The organism is Kocuria sp. KD4, from assembly GCF_011769905.1.
Taxonomy (GTDB): domain Bacteria; phylum Actinomycetota; class Actinomycetes; order Actinomycetales; family Micrococcaceae; genus Kocuria; species Kocuria marina.
Genome location: NZ_CP050449.1, coordinates 437,044 through 452,154, shown reverse-complemented (window position 1 = coordinate 452,154; position 15,111 = coordinate 437,044). Strand labels below are relative to the sequence as shown.

Below are 15,111 nucleotides of genomic sequence, written 5' to 3'. Positions count from 1 at the left end.
CTGTCCGTTTCGCCGCACGTCACGGGCCCCTCACTCGGCGCCCCCACTGCCCAGGGGCGCCGGACCCTGGGCGGGAGGGCACAGGGCCCGTAGGGTGAGCCCATGACCGGTCAGCACCCGTCCACGGCGGCCCCTGGACGTCCCCCGCGCGCCCCACGCCCCGGCGAGGGCAGTTCGCGCGCCCGCGTGCTCATGTGGTGCCTGTGGGACACCGGCACGTCCGCGTACAACGCCGTGATGCTCACGTTCGTGTTCACCGTGTACCTCACGAGCCCGGCGTTCGGGTCGAGCGAGTACACGTCCACGGTGCTGAGCGTTGCCATGACCGTCGCGGGTTTCGCGATCGCGTTGACGGCGCCGCTGATCGGCCAGCGCAGCGATTCCCCGCGGTCCCGCGCCACGTTCCTCACCGGCAACACCGTGGTGCTCGTCCTGTGCACGGCTCTCGCGTTCCTCGCCCGACCCGATCCCGCCTTCCTGTTCCTGGGCGTGGGGCTCGTGGCCGTGGGCAGCGTGGCCCAGGAGTTCGCCACGGTCAGTTACAACGCCATGCTCCCCGCGCTGGCCGGCCCCCAGCGCATGGGTAAGGTCTCCGGGTGGGGCTGGGGCGCGGGGTACGTGGGCGGGATCTTCGCCCTCGCTTTCGTCCTGTTCGGTTTCGTCACACCCGGGTTCCTGGGCATCCCCACCGACGACGCCCTCAACTACCGCGCCGTGGCACTGTTCAGCGCGGCATGGATCCTCGTGTTCTGCCTGCCCCTCCTGCTCAAGGCGCGAAGTATGCCGTTCCGAGCATCCATCAACGACGCCGCTGCGGTCCCCGCACAGCCCCGCCACCGCGGCATCCTGGGCGCTTACGCCGAGCTCTTCCGCACCATCGCGGCCCTGTGGCGGGTTTCGCGTGCCACGGTCGTCTTCCTGCTCAGTTCCGCGGTCTACCGGGACGGATTGGCCGGGGTCTTCACATTCGGCGGGGTCCTGGCCGCGGGTAGCTTCGGGTTCTCGCTCACCGAGGTCGTCATGTTCGCGGTCGCGGCCAATCTCATCGCGGCGCTGGGCGCGTTCGTGGGCGGCGCCCTCGACGACGCCGTGGGCCCGCGCGCGGTGATCACCGCGTCCCTCGTGGGTGTGCTCGTGGCGGGAACGGCCCTGCTGTTTTGGCACGGCAAGATCGCGTTCTGGGTGTGCGGGCTGGCACTGTGCCTGTTCGTGGGACCCGCACAGGCGGCCTCGCGCACGTACCTGGGGCGGCTCATCCCCCCGGGCCGTGACGGGGGGATCTACGGTCTGTACGCCACCACGGGCCGCGCGGTGAGCTTCATGGCCCCCGGGTTGTTCGGGGTGTTCGTGACCCTGATGGGCGCCCAGATCTGGGGCATCCTGGGGATCCTGGTGGTCGTGGCCGCGGGACTCGTGCTGTTGTTGCTCACGCCCCGCCCTCCCGAGGGGTTCACCACGGCCCGCGTGTGAGCCGCACCCACGCGCAGGCTCACTCGATGCGCGAACTCACTCGATGATCGTGCGGTGGAAGTTCAGGTGGCTGCGCGACGCGGTGGGGCCCCGCTGGCCCTGATAGCGGTTACCGTAGGCGCCGCTGCCGTACGGGTGCTCGGTCGCGGAGGAGAGCTGGAAGAAGCACAACTGCCCCACCTTGGAACCTGGCCACAGTTTGATGGGCAGCGTGGCCATGTTGGACAGCTCGAGCGTCACGTGCCCGCTGAACCCCGGGTCGATGAACCCGGCGGTCGAGTGCGTGAGCAGGCCCAGCCGCCCCAGGGAGGACTTGCCCTCGAGGCGCGCCGCGACGTCGTCCGGCAGGGTGACCTTCTCGTACGTGGCCCCCAGCACGAACTCCCCCGGGTGCAGCACGAACGGCTCGTCCGGGGCCACCTCCACGAGCCGCGTGAGATCGGGCTGCTCCTGGGAGGGGTCGATGTGCGCGTACTTGTGGTTGTCGAACAGCCGGAACCAGCGGTCCAGGCGCACGTCCACGCTCGCGGGTTGGACCATCGCGGGATCGTACGGTTCCAGGTGCACGCGCCCGGAATCCAGGTGGCGGCGGATGTCGCGATCTGAGATGAGCACGTGTCCACGGTAGCCCACGGCCCCGCCCGCTCCCCGGTCACGACGCCTCGGAACAACCACGCACCGAAACGTGTTGTAGAGTGGTGGGCGTTCAAACGTGGACCACACGGTCCCGCACGAACGATGCGGCTGTAGCTCAATGGTAGAGCGCACGCTTCCCAAGCCTGATACGCGGGTTCGATTCCCGTCAGCCGCTCCGCACGAATCGTGAAACGCCCCGGGACCCATCTGGTTCCGGGGCGTTTCGCGCCGAGGACCCGCCCCGAACACCGCCCCGGCCCTCACGGCGGGCGGCCGGCGGGTCTGGACCGCGAACCACACCACCCATCGCATCAGGAGCGATCATGCTGCGCACCATGTTCACCGGGAAGATCCACCGGGCCACCGTGACCCAGGCGGACCTGCATTACGTGGGGTCCGTGACGGTGGACCAGGACCTGCTGGACGCCGCGAACATCCTGCCCGGCGAGCTCGTGGCGATCGTGGACGTCACCAACGGTGCGCGGCTCGAGACGTACACGATCGCGGGCGAGCGCGGTAGCGGCGTCGTGGGCATCAACGGCGCCGCGGCGCACCTGGTGCACCCGGGTGACCTGGTAATCCTGATCGCGTACGGTCTCATGGACACCGCCGAGGCGCAGAACTACGAACCCCACGTGGTACACGTGGACGAGCACAACAGGATCGTGGCGCTCGGTTCGGACCCCGCGGACGCCGTGGTGGGGGACATGCTCCGCCCGCCGCACGCCCGCGCCCACCTGCAGGCCCAGGAGGACGCGGCCGTCGCGGGCCTGTGACCCTGCCGCGCTCCCGGTGCACCCGGGCGCGCGGACCCGCCGACGCGAGGAGATGAGCTCATGAGCGGAGTCGTCTCCGGGTTCTTCATCGTATGGGCCGTGATCGGGCTGGGTTACGTGATCGGGCGCGCAGGGGTGCTCGGCCCGGACGGCCAGCGGGTGCTGTCCAAACTCGCGTTCTACGTGGCGTCCCCGCCGCTATTGTTCACCACCATCTCCGAAGCGGACATCCACCACATCTTCTCCGCGCCGCTGCTCGTGGCGGCCGCGTCCGCGTGGCTCACCATGATCGCGTACGCACTGCTCTCCCGGTTCGTGTTCTCCCGGGACGCCGCCACCGTGGTGATGGGCGCGCAGGCCGCCGGGCAGGTCAACGCCGCCAACCTGGGGATCCCCATCGCCTTGTTCGTCCTGGGGGACGCGTCCCAGGTGGCCCCGGTGATGCTGTTTCAGCTGGCGATCAACACGCCGCTGTACCTCACGATCATGGACACCCTCACTGGCGGGCGGCGCCCCACGGCCGGCTCGGTGCTCAAGAACATCGTGACGAACCCGCTCATCATGGGCTCCGCCCTGGGCATCATGTCCACGGCCACGGGGATCCGCCTGCCCGACCTCGCGATGGAGCCCGTGCGCATCGTGGCGGGTGCGGCCGTTCCCGCGATGCTGCTCGCCTTCGGTCTCTCGCTGGTGGGCTCCCGCCCCCTGGCTTCCCCCGGCACCCGGGTGGACACGCTGCTCGCGACCGGGGCCAAGGTCGTCGTGCACCCCGGGCTCGCGCTGTTGCTCGCGTGGGCGCTCGGGCTCACCGGGCACGCCCTGTACGCGGCCGTGATCATGGCCGCGCTGCCCACCGCGCAGAACCTCTACGTAGCGGCCGTGCGCTACGACCGGGCCACCACGGTGTGCCGGGACACCGTCCTGCTCACCACGGTCGTGTCCATGGCCACGATGGCGGTGGCCGCGGTCTTCCTCTCCTGACACACCGGCCGCCACGCCACCATCCCCGAAAGCGGGTAACACTCGGTCCGTGACGCACGCCACGCCTACACTGAGCAGATGCTGAAATGACCGGTATCCCTACGGGGAGCGCCGGACCCATTCCGTCAGTACAGGCGCTCATCAGGGGAGGAACCATTGTGAAGTCCACTCACCACTCTCGCAGGGCTGGCAAGCCTCGCACGGTCCGCAGCGTAGCGGCCGCTGCGGCGGCGTCCGCCATGCTGCTCACGGGGTGCAGCGGCGGGGAGTCCGGCCCGCCCACGCTCACGTGGTACATCAACCCGGATGACGGCGGCCAGGACGTCCTTGCCCAGCAGTGCTCGGACGCGTCCGGCGGCAAGTACAAGATCCAGACGTCGCTGCTCCCTCGTGACGCGGCGTCCCAGCGCGAACAGCTGGCCCGCCGCCTCGCCGCGGGCGACACGTCCATGGACATCATGAGCCTGGACCCGCCCTATGTCCCAGAGCTCGCGGAACCCGGCTTCCTCGCCAAGCCCCCGCACGACGTCGTCGAGGCGACCACCAAGGACACCCTCGAGGGCCCGCTGGAGGGCGCCAAATGGAACGGCGAGATCGTGGCCATCCCGTTCTGGGCCAACACGCAGCTGCTGTGGTACCGCGAGTCGGTGGCCAAGGCGGCGGGTCTGGACATGTCCGAGCCCGTCACGTGGGACCAGCTCATCAAGGCGGCCAAGTCCCAGGACAAGTACCTGGGCGTGCAGGGCGTGCGCGGTGAGGCCATGTCGGTGTGGGTCAACGGCCTCGTGGAGTCGGCTGGCGGCCAGGTGGTCTCGGACGGCCAGGACGGTCAGGACGCCAAGATCACGCTAGACTCCGACGCCGGCAAGAAGGCCGCGGAGATCATCGGCACCATCGGCAAGGAGGGCCTCGGCGGACCCGGCCTGGCCACCCAGGACGAGAACGCCTCCATGATCCAGTTCCAGGGGGACAAGGGCTCGTTCATGGTCAACTGGCCGTTCATCTACTCGGCCACGAAGGCCTCCGTGGACGAGGGCACCCTCGACAAGTCGGTGCTGGACGACATCAAGTGGACCACGTGGCCCCGTGTCGACGCGGACACCGAGGCGCACCCGCCGCTGGGCGGCATCAACCTGGGCGTGGGCGCCAAGTCCGAGAACCAGGACCTCGCGTGGGAGGCCGTGCAGTGCATCGTCTCCCCCGAGCACCAGGCCCAGTACTTCGCGACCAACGGCAACCCGCCGTCCTCCATGAAGGCCTTCGACGACCCCGAGGTCAAAAAGGCGTACCCCATGGCCGACACCATCCGGAAGTCCCTCGACGCCGCGAAGCCCCGCGCGCAGACCCCGTACTACAACGAGATCTCCACGGCCATCCAGCAGAACTGGACCCCGCCGGCGGAAGTCACCGAGGACACTCCGCGTGAGACCACCGAATTCATCCAGGAAGTCCTGAAAGGAGATGCGCTGTTGTGAGTAGCACCGTCGATTCGCGCGCTCGCGCGTCCACGCCGGAGGAGTCCCGCCGTAGAGGCCATCTCTCGGACCGGGCCCGTTCGGAGCGGAAACTGGGGTGGCTGCTCGCCGGCCCCGCGTTCGTGATCATGCTCCTGGTCACGCTGTACCCCATCGTCCAGGCGTTGTGGGACTCGCTGTTCTCCTTCCGGCTCACCGCACCCGGTGACAAGGAGTTCGTGTTCCTGGGCAACTACTCCACGGCCCTGTCGGATATCGTGTTCTGGCGGGACCTAGGCGTGACCCTGCTGATCACCGTGGTCACGGTGGTCGTGGAACTCGTCCTGGGCCTCGCCCTCGCGCTCGTGATGCACAGCGCGATCAAGGCCACGCGCGGCCTGCTGCGCACCGCCATCCTGGTGCCCTACGGCATCATCACGGTGGTCTCCGCGTTCGCGTGGTTCTACGCCTTCGACATCACCACCGGCTACGTGAACAACTGGCTCTCGTGGCTGCCCATGATCGGTCCGGACTTCAACTGGTTTGCCTCCGCGGGCCCGTCCCTGTTCGTGATCATGGCCTCGGAGATCTGGAAGACCACCCCGTTCATCTCGCTGCTGCTGCTCTCCGGGCTCGCACAGGTCCCCGGTGAGCTCACCGAGGCCGCCCGTGTGGACGGCGCCTCGGCATGGCAACGCCTGAGCAAGGTGGTCCTGCCGAACATGAAGGCCGCCATCATGGTGGCCGTGGTGTTCCGTGCCCTGGACGCCTTCCGCATCTTCGACAACGTCTTCATCATGACCAAGGGCCAGTACGGCACCGAGACGCTCTCGCTGCTCGCGTACCGCACGTCCATCGGTCGTCTGGAAATCGGCCTTGGTTCGGCCATCTCGGTGATCCTGTTCATCTGCGTGATGCTGATCGCGCTGGTGGCCATCAAGGTCTTCAAGGTGGACCTCACCGGTGGCTCTGGGAAGGGGAAGTAACCGCCATGTTGAGCACCAAGCAAAAAATCGGATGGACCGTCATCAGCATCGCGGTGCTGGTCTACGCGCTTTTCCCCGTCCTGTCCATCCTGATGACGTCCTTCAAATCCTCCTCGGACCTGAACTCGGGCAAGTTCATCCCCACGAAGTTCGTCACGAGCAACTACGAGCAGATCTTCGTGGGCGATGCCAAGGACCTGTTCCTGCCGGCCCTGTGGAACTCGATCGGCATCTCACTGATCTCCACGTTCGTGGCCGTCGTGCTCGCGACACTGTGCGCCTACGCGATCGCACGCCTGGACTTCCCGGGCAAGAAGATCGTGCTGACCACCGCACTGATGGTCTCGATGTTCCCGGTGATCTCCATCGTCACGCCGCTGTTCAACCTGTGGCGCCAGGTGGGGCTCTACGACACGTGGCTCGGCCTGATCATCCCCTACCTGTCCCTGACCCTGCCGATCTCCATCTGGACCCTGGCGGCGTTCTTCCAGCAGATCCCCTGGGACCTGGACCGCGCGGCCCAGGTGGACGGCGCCACCACGTGGCAGGCGTTCCGCAAGGTGATCGTGCCGCTCACGCTGCCGGGTGTCTTCACCACGGCGATCATCGCGTTCTTCATCGCGTGGAACGACTTCGTGTACGGCATCGGCCTGACCTCGACCTCCGCGGCGCGTCCCGTCCCGGCGGCACTCGCGTTCTTCACCGGCGCCTCGCAGTTCGAGGCCCCTGCGGGCGCGATTTCCGCGGCGGCGATCATCGTGACCATCCCTGTGGTGCTGCTCGTTCTGGCGTTCCAGCGCCAGATCGTCTCCGGCCTGACCCAGGGCGCGGTCAAGGGCTGAGCCCGCCGCACCATCCACGCTTAGACATAGATAGGACTGAGTAGACATGGCAGCAATCACCATGGAACACCTCGTCAAGAAGTACGACGACGGTTTCCCCGCGGTCAACGACATCTCCATCGACGTCGCCGACGGCGAGTTCCTGATCCTCGTGGGCCCCTCCGGCTGCGGAAAGTCCACGCTCCTGCGCATGGTCGTGGGCCTCGAGGACATCACCTCCGGGGACCTGAACATCAACGGGGTGCGCGTCAACGACAAGCAGCCGCGTGATCGCAACCTCTCAATGGTGTTCCAGAACTACGCGCTGTACCCGCACCTGTCGGTGTACGAGAACATCGCCTTCCCGCTGCGCCTGTCCAAGGGGCAGTTCAGCGAGGAAGAGATCGACCGCAAGGTGCGCGAGGCGGCGGACACCCTGGACCTCAACGAACACCTCGAGCGCAAGCCGGCGAACCTCTCCGGCGGTCAGCGCCAGCGCGTGGCCATGGGGCGCGCGATCGTGCGTGACGCGGACGCTTTCCTCTTCGACGAACCCCTGTCCAACCTGGACGCCAAGCTGCGCGGCCAGATGCGCACGGAGATCGCGCAGCTGCAGCGCCGCATGGGCATCACGTCGCTGTACGTGACCCACGACCAGACCGAGGCCATGACCCTCGGTGACCGTGTGGCCGTGCTCAAGCGTGGTCAGCTCCAGCAGATCGCGTCCCCGCGGGAGCTCTACGAACAGCCCGTCAACCTGTTCGTGGCGGGGTTCATCGGCGCTCCGTCCATGAACTTCATCCCGGCGCGCGTGAACGGCTCGGTGTTCCACACCCCGATCGGGGACATCGAGGTTCCGGAGCGCGTGCAGGGCAAGCTCACGAACGCCCCCGAGATCGTGCTGCTGGGCCTGCGCCCGGAGCACTTCGAGGACGCGAAGTTCGTGGACGAGACGAAAATCCCCCACGGGACCGTCTTCGACTCCGAGTTCACGCACACCGAGTGGCTGGGCAACCAGCAGTACGGCTACATCCACTACCAGCAGGATGCCGCCGTGCAGCACAAACTCAACGAGCTGGCCCAAGAGCTGGACGCTGACGAGATGCCCGCCCAGGTGGTCGTCTCCCTGGACGCGTCCTCCCGCATCCGCGGTGGCTCCACGGCAAAGATCTGGCTGGACAGCCGCAAGATGCACGTGTTCAACCCGGAGACGGGTGAGAACCTCACGCGTGACGCGGAGGCCGGTGCGGAGCTGACCCGCGAGGCCAACGAGGAGCGCAAGGCGGAGATCGAGCGTTCGCGTCGGCACGTGGGCTCGGCGGGTTCCACCGAACGGTCCGACGGCGCGGTCACCGGCAACCACATGGACGGCAGCACCGCTGCTCGCTGAGCGTCCGGCACGGGCCGCGGCATATCGCGGCCCGCCGACCGTACGACGGCCGGTTCCCGAGAAGGGGACCGGCCGTCGTCGTACCCGGAGCCGCCCGGGCCCGCTCGGGCGCTTCGGTCCGCGGCCGGGCCGGAAATCGGAGGGTGCGGGGTACGTCTCCGCCCGACCCCCGAAAGGAACCGAGCGTCGTTGTGGTCCAGGACCGCGCTGGAGGCGCCACGGCCCGCGGTGGGACCCGAAGCCGGGGGTCAGGGCCCCGCCTGGCCCCTGCACGGGAACCGAGCACCGTCGTCCCCGGACGGCTCTGCTGCCGACTGGGGCGGGTGCATCAGGCGGGGCCCCGTGTGAAAGCCCACCAGGCGAACAGGGCGACCGCTGCGATCAACGCGCACGACGCCGCGACGTAGCGCACACGCGGGTAGCGCACCCGCCATGCGACGAGCCGGGGCCAGTGCTCCGTGAGTTGCGCCGGCGTGGCCCGCTGGAAGTTGACGTGCTGGGCGCCGCTCGCCCGGGCCAGCTCGTCCAGGGTACGCGCGTCCCAGACCGTCCCGTCCAGGAAGAGCGCCGAGCGCCCGGCCGGGGTGACGAACCAGAGGCAGGGTCGACCGCGGGACCCACCGCTGCGCGGGCGCGCCGCGAGCAGCGTCCGGACCGTGACCACCTGGGCGATCCGCTCGCGGGGCACGGCCCGGAAACCGACCCAGCGGGAGAGCAGGACGTGGTGCGCGGTGAGCACCACGAGCGCGGGGCACAGGTAAGCGTAGGCCGTCACGAGGCCCACGAGGGCGAGCAGGAGCAGCACGCCCATCGCGGGGCCGGCCGGGCGGCGGTACCCGATCACGAACACCGCGACGACCACGAGCAACAGCGGGGGAAGTGCCGCGCCGAGCCGGCGGCCGTACGACCCCATTCGGGGGTGGAACACGTGTTCCGGTGCCCCGTACTTCGCCGGGATCTGTCGGATGGTTTCCGCCATGAGCCGCCCTCGTGCCTGCCGTCCTCGGGGATCACACCGGAGTGGGCGATCGCGCCGTCCGGGGGCGGTGCCCCCGGGCCGCCCGGTTCAGCCTAGCGGCCCGGCAGCGGGCGGGTCATCGCCGGGACACGCGGGGCCCGCTCCCCGGGACGTCCACTAACGTGGGGACTCATGGAACGCAGTGAACGCATCGTCAGGGCCGTGGGGGCATGGTTCGTCCTGATTCTGCTGGCGCTCGCAGGTGCGGCTGTGACCATTGCGCTCGTGAACAAGTACGCGTACGGGCCCGAGACGGACGTGCGCGATTACTTCCAGGCCCTCCAGGCCGGCGACGGCGGCAAGGCCCTGGGGTTGCTCAACGCCCAGGTCCCGAACTCCAACGCGGCCCTGTTGGACGGCGAACCCCTGGCCGAGGCAAGCAAGGGACTCGAGAACGTATCCGTGCGCACCGTCGCATTGTCCGGGGACCGGGCGGTGGTGCGGGCGAGCTACACGCTGAACGGTCATGAGGCGTCCTCCGAGTTCACGCTCCACCCCGCGGAGACGCAATGGGGGTTCTTCACGGTGTGGGACTTCGATCCCTCCACGCTGCCCACCATGAACGTGGCCATGCCGGGTTCCACCGCGGTGGACATCAATGGCGCGTCCGTGGCGCTCCCCGGGTCCTCCCGTGAGTTCGCGGTCTTCTACCCCGGGATCTACACGGGCTCCTACACCTCCCCCATGGTGCGTGCCGAGCCGCAGGAGGCGGCCGTGAGCGACGCCCGGGAGAACACCACCATGAAGCTCGAGGCCGAGCCGTCCGAACGCCTCACTCACCAGGTGGACAAACAGATCCACGAGCACCTGGACGAGTGTGCCGCGCAGGACAGCCTCTACCCCGCGGGATGCCCCTTCTCCTACCAGTTCGACGGGCGCATCCAGGGCCGCGTCTCCTGGGGCATCAAGGATTACCCCACGCCCTACGTCTCCCTGGACGACGCCGCCGCGGGCCGCTGGCACGTGTCCGACAGCCGGGGGATCGCGCGCATCGAGTTCACCGCGGTGGACCTCTATGACGGCACCACATCCCAGGTCACCGATGAGGTCCCGTTCCTGCTGAGCGCGGACGTGAGGGTCACCGGGGACGAGGTGACCCTCACGCCGCGCTGACGGGCGGGCGCCGCGCTGACGGGTGTGCCCCGGGTGCATGTGCGCCCGGGGCGGGTGGTGGGCGACGGATTGGGCGGGGCGTGGGAGAAGGGTGGGCCGTGGTGCCCGTGGGCCCCGCTCAGTCCGTTCCGCGCAGGTCCAGCGTGAGTCCCGCCGGGGCCTGCGGGGCCACCGTGAACGGGATCCCCCAGTCCTGCTGGTACAGGTGGCACGCCGCGTGCTCCGGGATCTCCCCGTCCGGGGAGCCGTCGCACGCCGCCGCGCGGGCCGTGATGTGCAGGACCCCCTCCGTGACACCGTCCGCGATCCGCAGGGAGCGGGTCAGCCCCTGGGCCGTCCCGTCACCTTGCACGAGTGCATCTTCCGGGGACGAGGACACCTTCAGCTGCGTGGGATCACCCCACCGGGGGTCGAGCTTCTGACCCGTGGGGGCCGAGAACCGCACCGTGAGCTCGAGCTCGCCGGGGGCCACCGGCGTGCGCTTGCGCTGCATGCTGGCCGCACCCTCGTCCACGGTCTGGGCCTGCTTGGGCACCGCCACCCGCACGAGGCGGTGGGCATTGGTCTCCACGACCACCAGGACGGGCTCGTCGTGGCTCGTGTCGAGCAGGACGTCGGAGGGCTCAGCGAGTCCGCGGGTCAGCGTGGAGACCTCACCGGTTGCGGGGTCGAACCGGCGCACCGCACCGTTGTAGGTGTCGGCCACGGCCACGGATCCGTCCGGGAGCACGCACACCCCCAGGCAGTGCTGGAACCGTGCCTGATCGGCCGGCCCGTCCCGGAACCCGAAGTCGAACAGTCCGAGTCCCACGGCGGATTCCACCGATGTGGACCCGTCCTCGCCGAAGCGCACGCGGCGCAGCGCGGAGGACTCGGAGTCCGCGACCCACACGGCCCCGTGGGCGTCCTGAGCCAGGCCGGAGGGCTGGGCGAACCAGCTCTCGGACGCGGAACCGTCGCGCAGTCCCTCGTCCCCGGTCCCGGCCAGCACGGCGAGCGCCCCGGTGCGCGGGTCGAACGAGAACAGTTGGTGCGTCCCGGCCATCGCGACCACCAGGGTGCCCGCGGCGTCGGACCACGTCACGTCCCACGGGGAGGACAGCGCCACGGACGTGGCCGAGGCGTCCTGCGGGATCTCGTTGGGGTCCACGCCGCGCGCGCGGGCGTCGTCGAGCAGGCGCTGGACGCCGTTGCCCGCCAAAGTGCGCACCGCGCCGGTGCCCAGTTCCACGCCGCGTAGCCGGTGGTTGACAGTGTCCGCGACCACGAGGTCGTAGCCGACGTCGGCACGCACGCGTTCGGGGAGCACCGCGATGCCCTGGGGTTCGTTGAACCGCGCGGCGTCCCGGGGGCCGTCCGCCCAGCCCTTGGTGCCGGAACCGATGGCCCGACGAACCGTGGTGAGGTCCTCCTCGAGATGGACCAGGCGGTGGTGACCGGTGTCGCTGACCATGAAGGAACCGTCCGGAAGGGCCACGACCTTGCCGGGGAAGCGCAGGTCCCCCTCGGGCTGCGGGCGCGGGACGTAGGGGCCGTCCCCGCGGTGCAGGGTGCCCCTGGCGTCGTGCTCGGCCACGAGTTCGGACACGAGGGATTCCAGCCCCTGGACGTGGCCCTCACCCGAGAGGTGCGCCACGATGTACCCCTCGGGGTCCACGACCACCAGGGTGGGCCACGCGCGCGCCGTGTAGGCGTCCCACGTGCTCAACCGGGGGTCGTCGAGCACCGGGTGGGTGATCTCGTAGCGGTCCACCGCCGCGGCCAGTGCGTCCGGGTCCGCCTCGTGCTCGAACTTGGGGGAATGCACGCCCACGGTCACGAGCACGTCCGCGTACTTCTCCTCGAGGGGGCGCAGCTCGTCCAGCACGTGCAGGCAGTTGATGCAGCAGAAGGACCAGAAGTCCAGGATCACGATCTTGCCCCGTAACGCCTGCAGGTCCAGTCGCTCACCGCCGGTGTTCAGCCAGGCTCTGCCCTCAAGTTCCGAGGCGCGGACGGGTGTGTTCATGCGTGCGGAGGTCACGGTGTCTGGGTCCTTCCACCGGGGGTCAAGGGTTTCTTCCTGGGACAACGTTATCCGCGGGGCAGAGCTTCCCGTGCGTTACGTGACGCTCCCGCACACCCCGCGGACCCGTCCGCCCACCGCCCGGCCTCGCCGGCGCCCGTCCCGGCGGACGTCATCGACGCCGCTCGTCCCGCTCCGCGAGCTCGGCCATCATCTCGTTGTAGGCGCGCAGTTCGGCGTCGTCCGTGCGATCGGCCTGCCGGTCCACCCGGCGGTTCTCCTTGGCGCCCTCCATGGCCCACAACACGGCCACGATGACGGCGAGCAGGAACGTGGGGAACTCGCCGATCCCCCACATGAGCATGCCGCCGAGCTGCTGGTCGTCCAGGGCGCTGGGACCCCACGGGCGGCCCATGTTGCCGAACCACGAGGCCTGCAGCACCGTGGTCAGGCTCATGATGCTGATGCCGATGAACGCGTGCGCGGCCATGGTCGCGAGCAGCAGCACGAGACGCATGGGGTAGCTGGGCCGGCGCGGGATGGGGTCGATGCCGATCAGCACGAGCGCGAACATGTACCCCGTGAACAGGAAGTGCACCATCATGAACTCGTGGCCCACGTGGTAGCGCAGCGTGAAGCGGAACAGGTCCGTGAAGTAGAACAGCACGATCGAGAACGCAAAGTTCGCGGCCGCGAAGATCGGGTGCGTCACGATCCTGCCCCACGTGGAGTGCACGAGACGCAGGATCCACTCACGCGGACCGCGGGTACCGTCCCCTCGTGGTTCGAGAGCCTTGAGCACCACGGTGACGGGTGCGCCCGAGACCAAGAACAGCGGCACGATCATGGTCAGGCTCATGTGCTCGACCATGTGGGCGGAGAACAGCACGCGGGCGTAGACCGCCACCCCGCCGCTCGTCGCGTAGAGCAGTGCAGCCAGCCCGCTGAACCAGGACACGGTGCGCAGCACGGACCACGAGTCCCCGCGGCGCCACACCTTGATCGCGGCCCACAGGTACACCACGGCCATGAACACGACCACGGCCACCCAGAACCAGTCCAGGCGCCACGTGGTGAACCAGCGGGCGAACGTGGGCTCCGGGGGCAGTTCGTACCACGTGAGGATTCGCGCCGGGGAGGCGTCCGGTGCAAGCTCCTCCGGGACGGGCGGGGCGGTGCGGCTCAGGGCCGTGGCGATGCCCATGAGTAGCCCCATGAGCACCACTTCTACTACGAGCACGCGCCACATGGTGGCCGCGCGGGACCGGGAGCCGTCCGCGACCCCGGGGATCAGCCACTGCCGGTGCGCGAAACCCGCCAGCGCCAACAACAGGGTCAGCACGAGTTTGGTGAGCGCCAGGATCCCGTAGGAGGACGTCAGCTGCTCCCACGTTCCGATACGCACCGCGGCATTGATGACCCCGGAGAGCAACACCAGCAGGTAGCAACCCAGAGCCACCACGGAGTAGCGCCGCAGTACGACCGCGAGCAGGGGTTCGGTGTGGCGGGAGCCCCCGCGGCCGCTGACCGTGAACTCGCGGGACAGCAACGGCCCCACCCAGATCAGCACCAGCAGCCCGCCGACCCACAGGCACACTCCCAGCAGGTGCAGCCCCAGGGAGTTCACCGCACCCATGTGGTCCACACCACCCGCGGCGTGACCGTTGAGTGCCAGCGCCACGATCGCCACGAAGGACAGCGCGAGGGTGCAGAACAGTCCCAGCAGCGCCCGCACGCCGAAAACCAGGGTAGTGACCACGGCGGCCACCATCACGATCACCGATTGGGACTGGCCCGTGGAGATCCCGGTGATGTAGTGCAGCAACTGTTGGGTGTAGTTGCCCCCCGTGCCGATACCGGATCCGGAGACGTCCGAGTACGTGAAGATCAGCACGGCCACGGCCGCCACGGTCCACACCACGGCCGCGGCCTCGACGAGCTGCATGACGCTGCGGAACACCGGGTGTTCCGGTTCGCCCGCCTGGTCCTTGCTGTTGCGCGGTGGCCGTTTCCGGGAGCGGTCTGCGAAACGGGGCACCACGCCGATCGCCAGCAGCAACCCGCCCATCACCACCGTTATCGCGATGTTGTGGACGGTCTCCACCACGGGCAGCCCCCAGCGCACGAGCGTTCCCGGGTCCGCGACCTGCCGGGGGGCGGCCGCTCCCCCGTAGACCAGGGCCGCGGTCATCCCGATCATGGCCGCGACGAGCACGACCGTGATGGTCCACGGGCTCACACTCACCGCTCCCGCGGGAGCGGTCCCGCCGTTCGGTGAACTCGCACCGTTCGACGAGCTCGCGCCCTTCGACGAGCCGGCGCCGAGCGGGCGCCCGGCATCCGGCGCGCTATCGCGCTCACGGCCGGGAGCGACGTCGCCCCGCGAACCGTCCCGGCGCGGGCCGGTGTCCCTGGTGCGTGCGCTGGTACTCATCGTGGCGTTCCTCCGGCCCGTTGATTC

At 69.1% G+C, this 15,111-nt stretch carries 12 protein-coding genes and 1 tRNA gene; 9 read left to right on the top strand and 4 right to left on the bottom strand.

Translation table 11 applies throughout. The annotated features are described in order from the left end of the window. The first annotated feature begins 102 nt into the window (after nucleotides 1–102). The gene (locus tag HBK84_RS02040) at nucleotides 103–1,470 is read left to right on the top strand and encodes an MFS transporter (protein ID WP_167318065.1); all 1,368 of its coding nucleotides are present in this window, start codon (nucleotides 103–105) and stop codon (nucleotides 1,468–1,470) included. 36 nt (nucleotides 1,471–1,506) lie between these two features. On the opposite strand, the gene dcd is transcribed toward HBK84_RS02040, so the two are convergent. Beyond that, entirely contained in the window at nucleotides 1,507–2,085 is a 579-nt protein-coding gene (gene dcd / locus HBK84_RS02035; RefSeq protein WP_085106262.1) for a dCTP deaminase, read from the bottom strand. Between the two features lie 125 nt (nucleotides 2,086–2,210). Between dcd and HBK84_RS02030 the strand changes: the two genes are divergently transcribed. From HBK84_RS02030 to HBK84_RS02000, 7 genes are all read left to right on the top strand, one after another. Next, a tRNA-Gly gene (locus HBK84_RS02030) sits at nucleotides 2,211–2,281 on the top strand. 148 nt (nucleotides 2,282–2,429) lie between these two features. Then, nucleotides 2,430–2,882 (top strand): aspartate 1-decarboxylase, encoded by a 453-nt coding sequence (gene panD, locus HBK84_RS02025; RefSeq protein ID WP_085106147.1) that lies wholly within the window; start codon nucleotides 2,430–2,432, stop codon nucleotides 2,880–2,882. Nucleotides 2,883–2,942: 60 nt separating this feature from the next. Continuing rightward, nucleotides 2,943–3,863, top strand: coding sequence for an AEC family transporter (locus tag HBK84_RS02020; protein WP_167318064.1), 921 nt, complete (start codon nucleotides 2,943–2,945; stop codon nucleotides 3,861–3,863). A 158-nt stretch (nucleotides 3,864–4,021) separates the two neighbouring features. Beyond that, complete coding sequence (locus HBK84_RS02015) at nucleotides 4,022–5,338, top strand: extracellular solute-binding protein (RefSeq protein ID WP_240919063.1); 1,317 nt, start codon at nucleotides 4,022–4,024, stop codon at nucleotides 5,336–5,338. After that, on the top strand, nucleotides 5,335–6,303 hold the full coding sequence (locus HBK84_RS02010) for a carbohydrate ABC transporter permease (protein WP_131332297.1): 969 nt from the start codon (nucleotides 5,335–5,337) through the stop codon (nucleotides 6,301–6,303). Before HBK84_RS02015 ends, HBK84_RS02010 begins: the two co-directional genes overlap by 4 nt. 5 nt (nucleotides 6,304–6,308) lie before the next feature. Further along, entirely contained in the window at nucleotides 6,309–7,145 is an 837-nt protein-coding gene (locus tag HBK84_RS02005; protein ID WP_064847496.1) for a carbohydrate ABC transporter permease, read from the top strand. Nucleotides 7,146–7,191: 46 nt separating this feature from the next. Continuing rightward, a complete protein-coding gene (locus HBK84_RS02000) occupies nucleotides 7,192–8,514 on the top strand; it encodes a sn-glycerol-3-phosphate ABC transporter ATP-binding protein UgpC (RefSeq protein ID WP_240919062.1) in 1,323 nt (440 codons plus the stop codon). A gap of 328 nt (nucleotides 8,515–8,842) precedes the next feature. Here HBK84_RS02000 and HBK84_RS01995 read toward each other — a convergent pair whose 3' ends face one another. Beyond that, nucleotides 8,843–9,493 carry a hypothetical protein gene (locus HBK84_RS01995; protein ID WP_167318062.1) on the bottom strand — a complete coding sequence of 217 codons (651 nt, stop codon included), beginning with the start codon at nucleotides 9,491–9,493 and terminating at the stop codon, nucleotides 8,843–8,845. 171 nt (nucleotides 9,494–9,664) lie between these two features. Here HBK84_RS01995 and HBK84_RS01990 point away from each other — a divergent pair, with 171 nt between their 5' ends. Then, nucleotides 9,665–10,645 (top strand): hypothetical protein, encoded by a 981-nt coding sequence (locus HBK84_RS01990; RefSeq protein WP_167318061.1) that lies wholly within the window; start codon nucleotides 9,665–9,667, stop codon nucleotides 10,643–10,645. A 118-nt stretch (nucleotides 10,646–10,763) separates the two neighbouring features. Here the strand turns inward: HBK84_RS01990 and HBK84_RS01985 are convergent, their stop codons facing one another. Then, nucleotides 10,764–12,653 (bottom strand): NHL domain-containing thioredoxin family protein, encoded by a 1,890-nt coding sequence (locus HBK84_RS01985; protein ID WP_167319094.1) that lies wholly within the window; start codon nucleotides 12,651–12,653, stop codon nucleotides 10,764–10,766. 169 nt (nucleotides 12,654–12,822) lie between these two features. Continuing rightward, nucleotides 12,823–15,084: a cytochrome c oxidase assembly protein gene (locus tag HBK84_RS01980; protein ID WP_240919061.1), complete on the bottom strand. Its 2,262-nt coding sequence runs from the start codon at nucleotides 15,082–15,084 to the stop codon at nucleotides 12,823–12,825. Between the last annotated feature and the right edge of the window lie 27 nt (nucleotides 15,085–15,111).

Coding starts and splice junctions, on each gene's coding strand:
- HBK84_RS01995 (WP_167318062.1), bottom strand. CDS start 9,493: ATGGCGGAAACCATCCGACAGATCCCGGCGAAGTACGGGGCACCGGAA.
- HBK84_RS02040 (WP_167318065.1), top strand. CDS start 103: ATGACCGGTCAGCACCCGTCCACGGCGGCCCCTGGACGTCCCCCGCGC.
- HBK84_RS01985 (WP_167319094.1), bottom strand. CDS start 12,653: ATGAACACACCCGTCCGCGCCTCGGAACTTGAGGGCAGAGCCTGGCTG.
- HBK84_RS02000 (WP_240919062.1), top strand. CDS start 7,192: ATGGCAGCAATCACCATGGAACACCTCGTCAAGAAGTACGACGACGGT.
- HBK84_RS02005 (WP_064847496.1), top strand. CDS start 6,309: ATGTTGAGCACCAAGCAAAAAATCGGATGGACCGTCATCAGCATCGCG.
- HBK84_RS02020 (WP_167318064.1), top strand. CDS start 2,943: ATGAGCGGAGTCGTCTCCGGGTTCTTCATCGTATGGGCCGTGATCGGG.
- HBK84_RS01990 (WP_167318061.1), top strand. CDS start 9,665: ATGGAACGCAGTGAACGCATCGTCAGGGCCGTGGGGGCATGGTTCGTC.
- HBK84_RS01980 (WP_240919061.1), bottom strand. CDS start 15,084: ATGAGTACCAGCGCACGCACCAGGGACACCGGCCCGCGCCGGGACGGT.
- panD (WP_085106147.1), top strand. CDS start 2,430: ATGCTGCGCACCATGTTCACCGGGAAGATCCACCGGGCCACCGTGACC.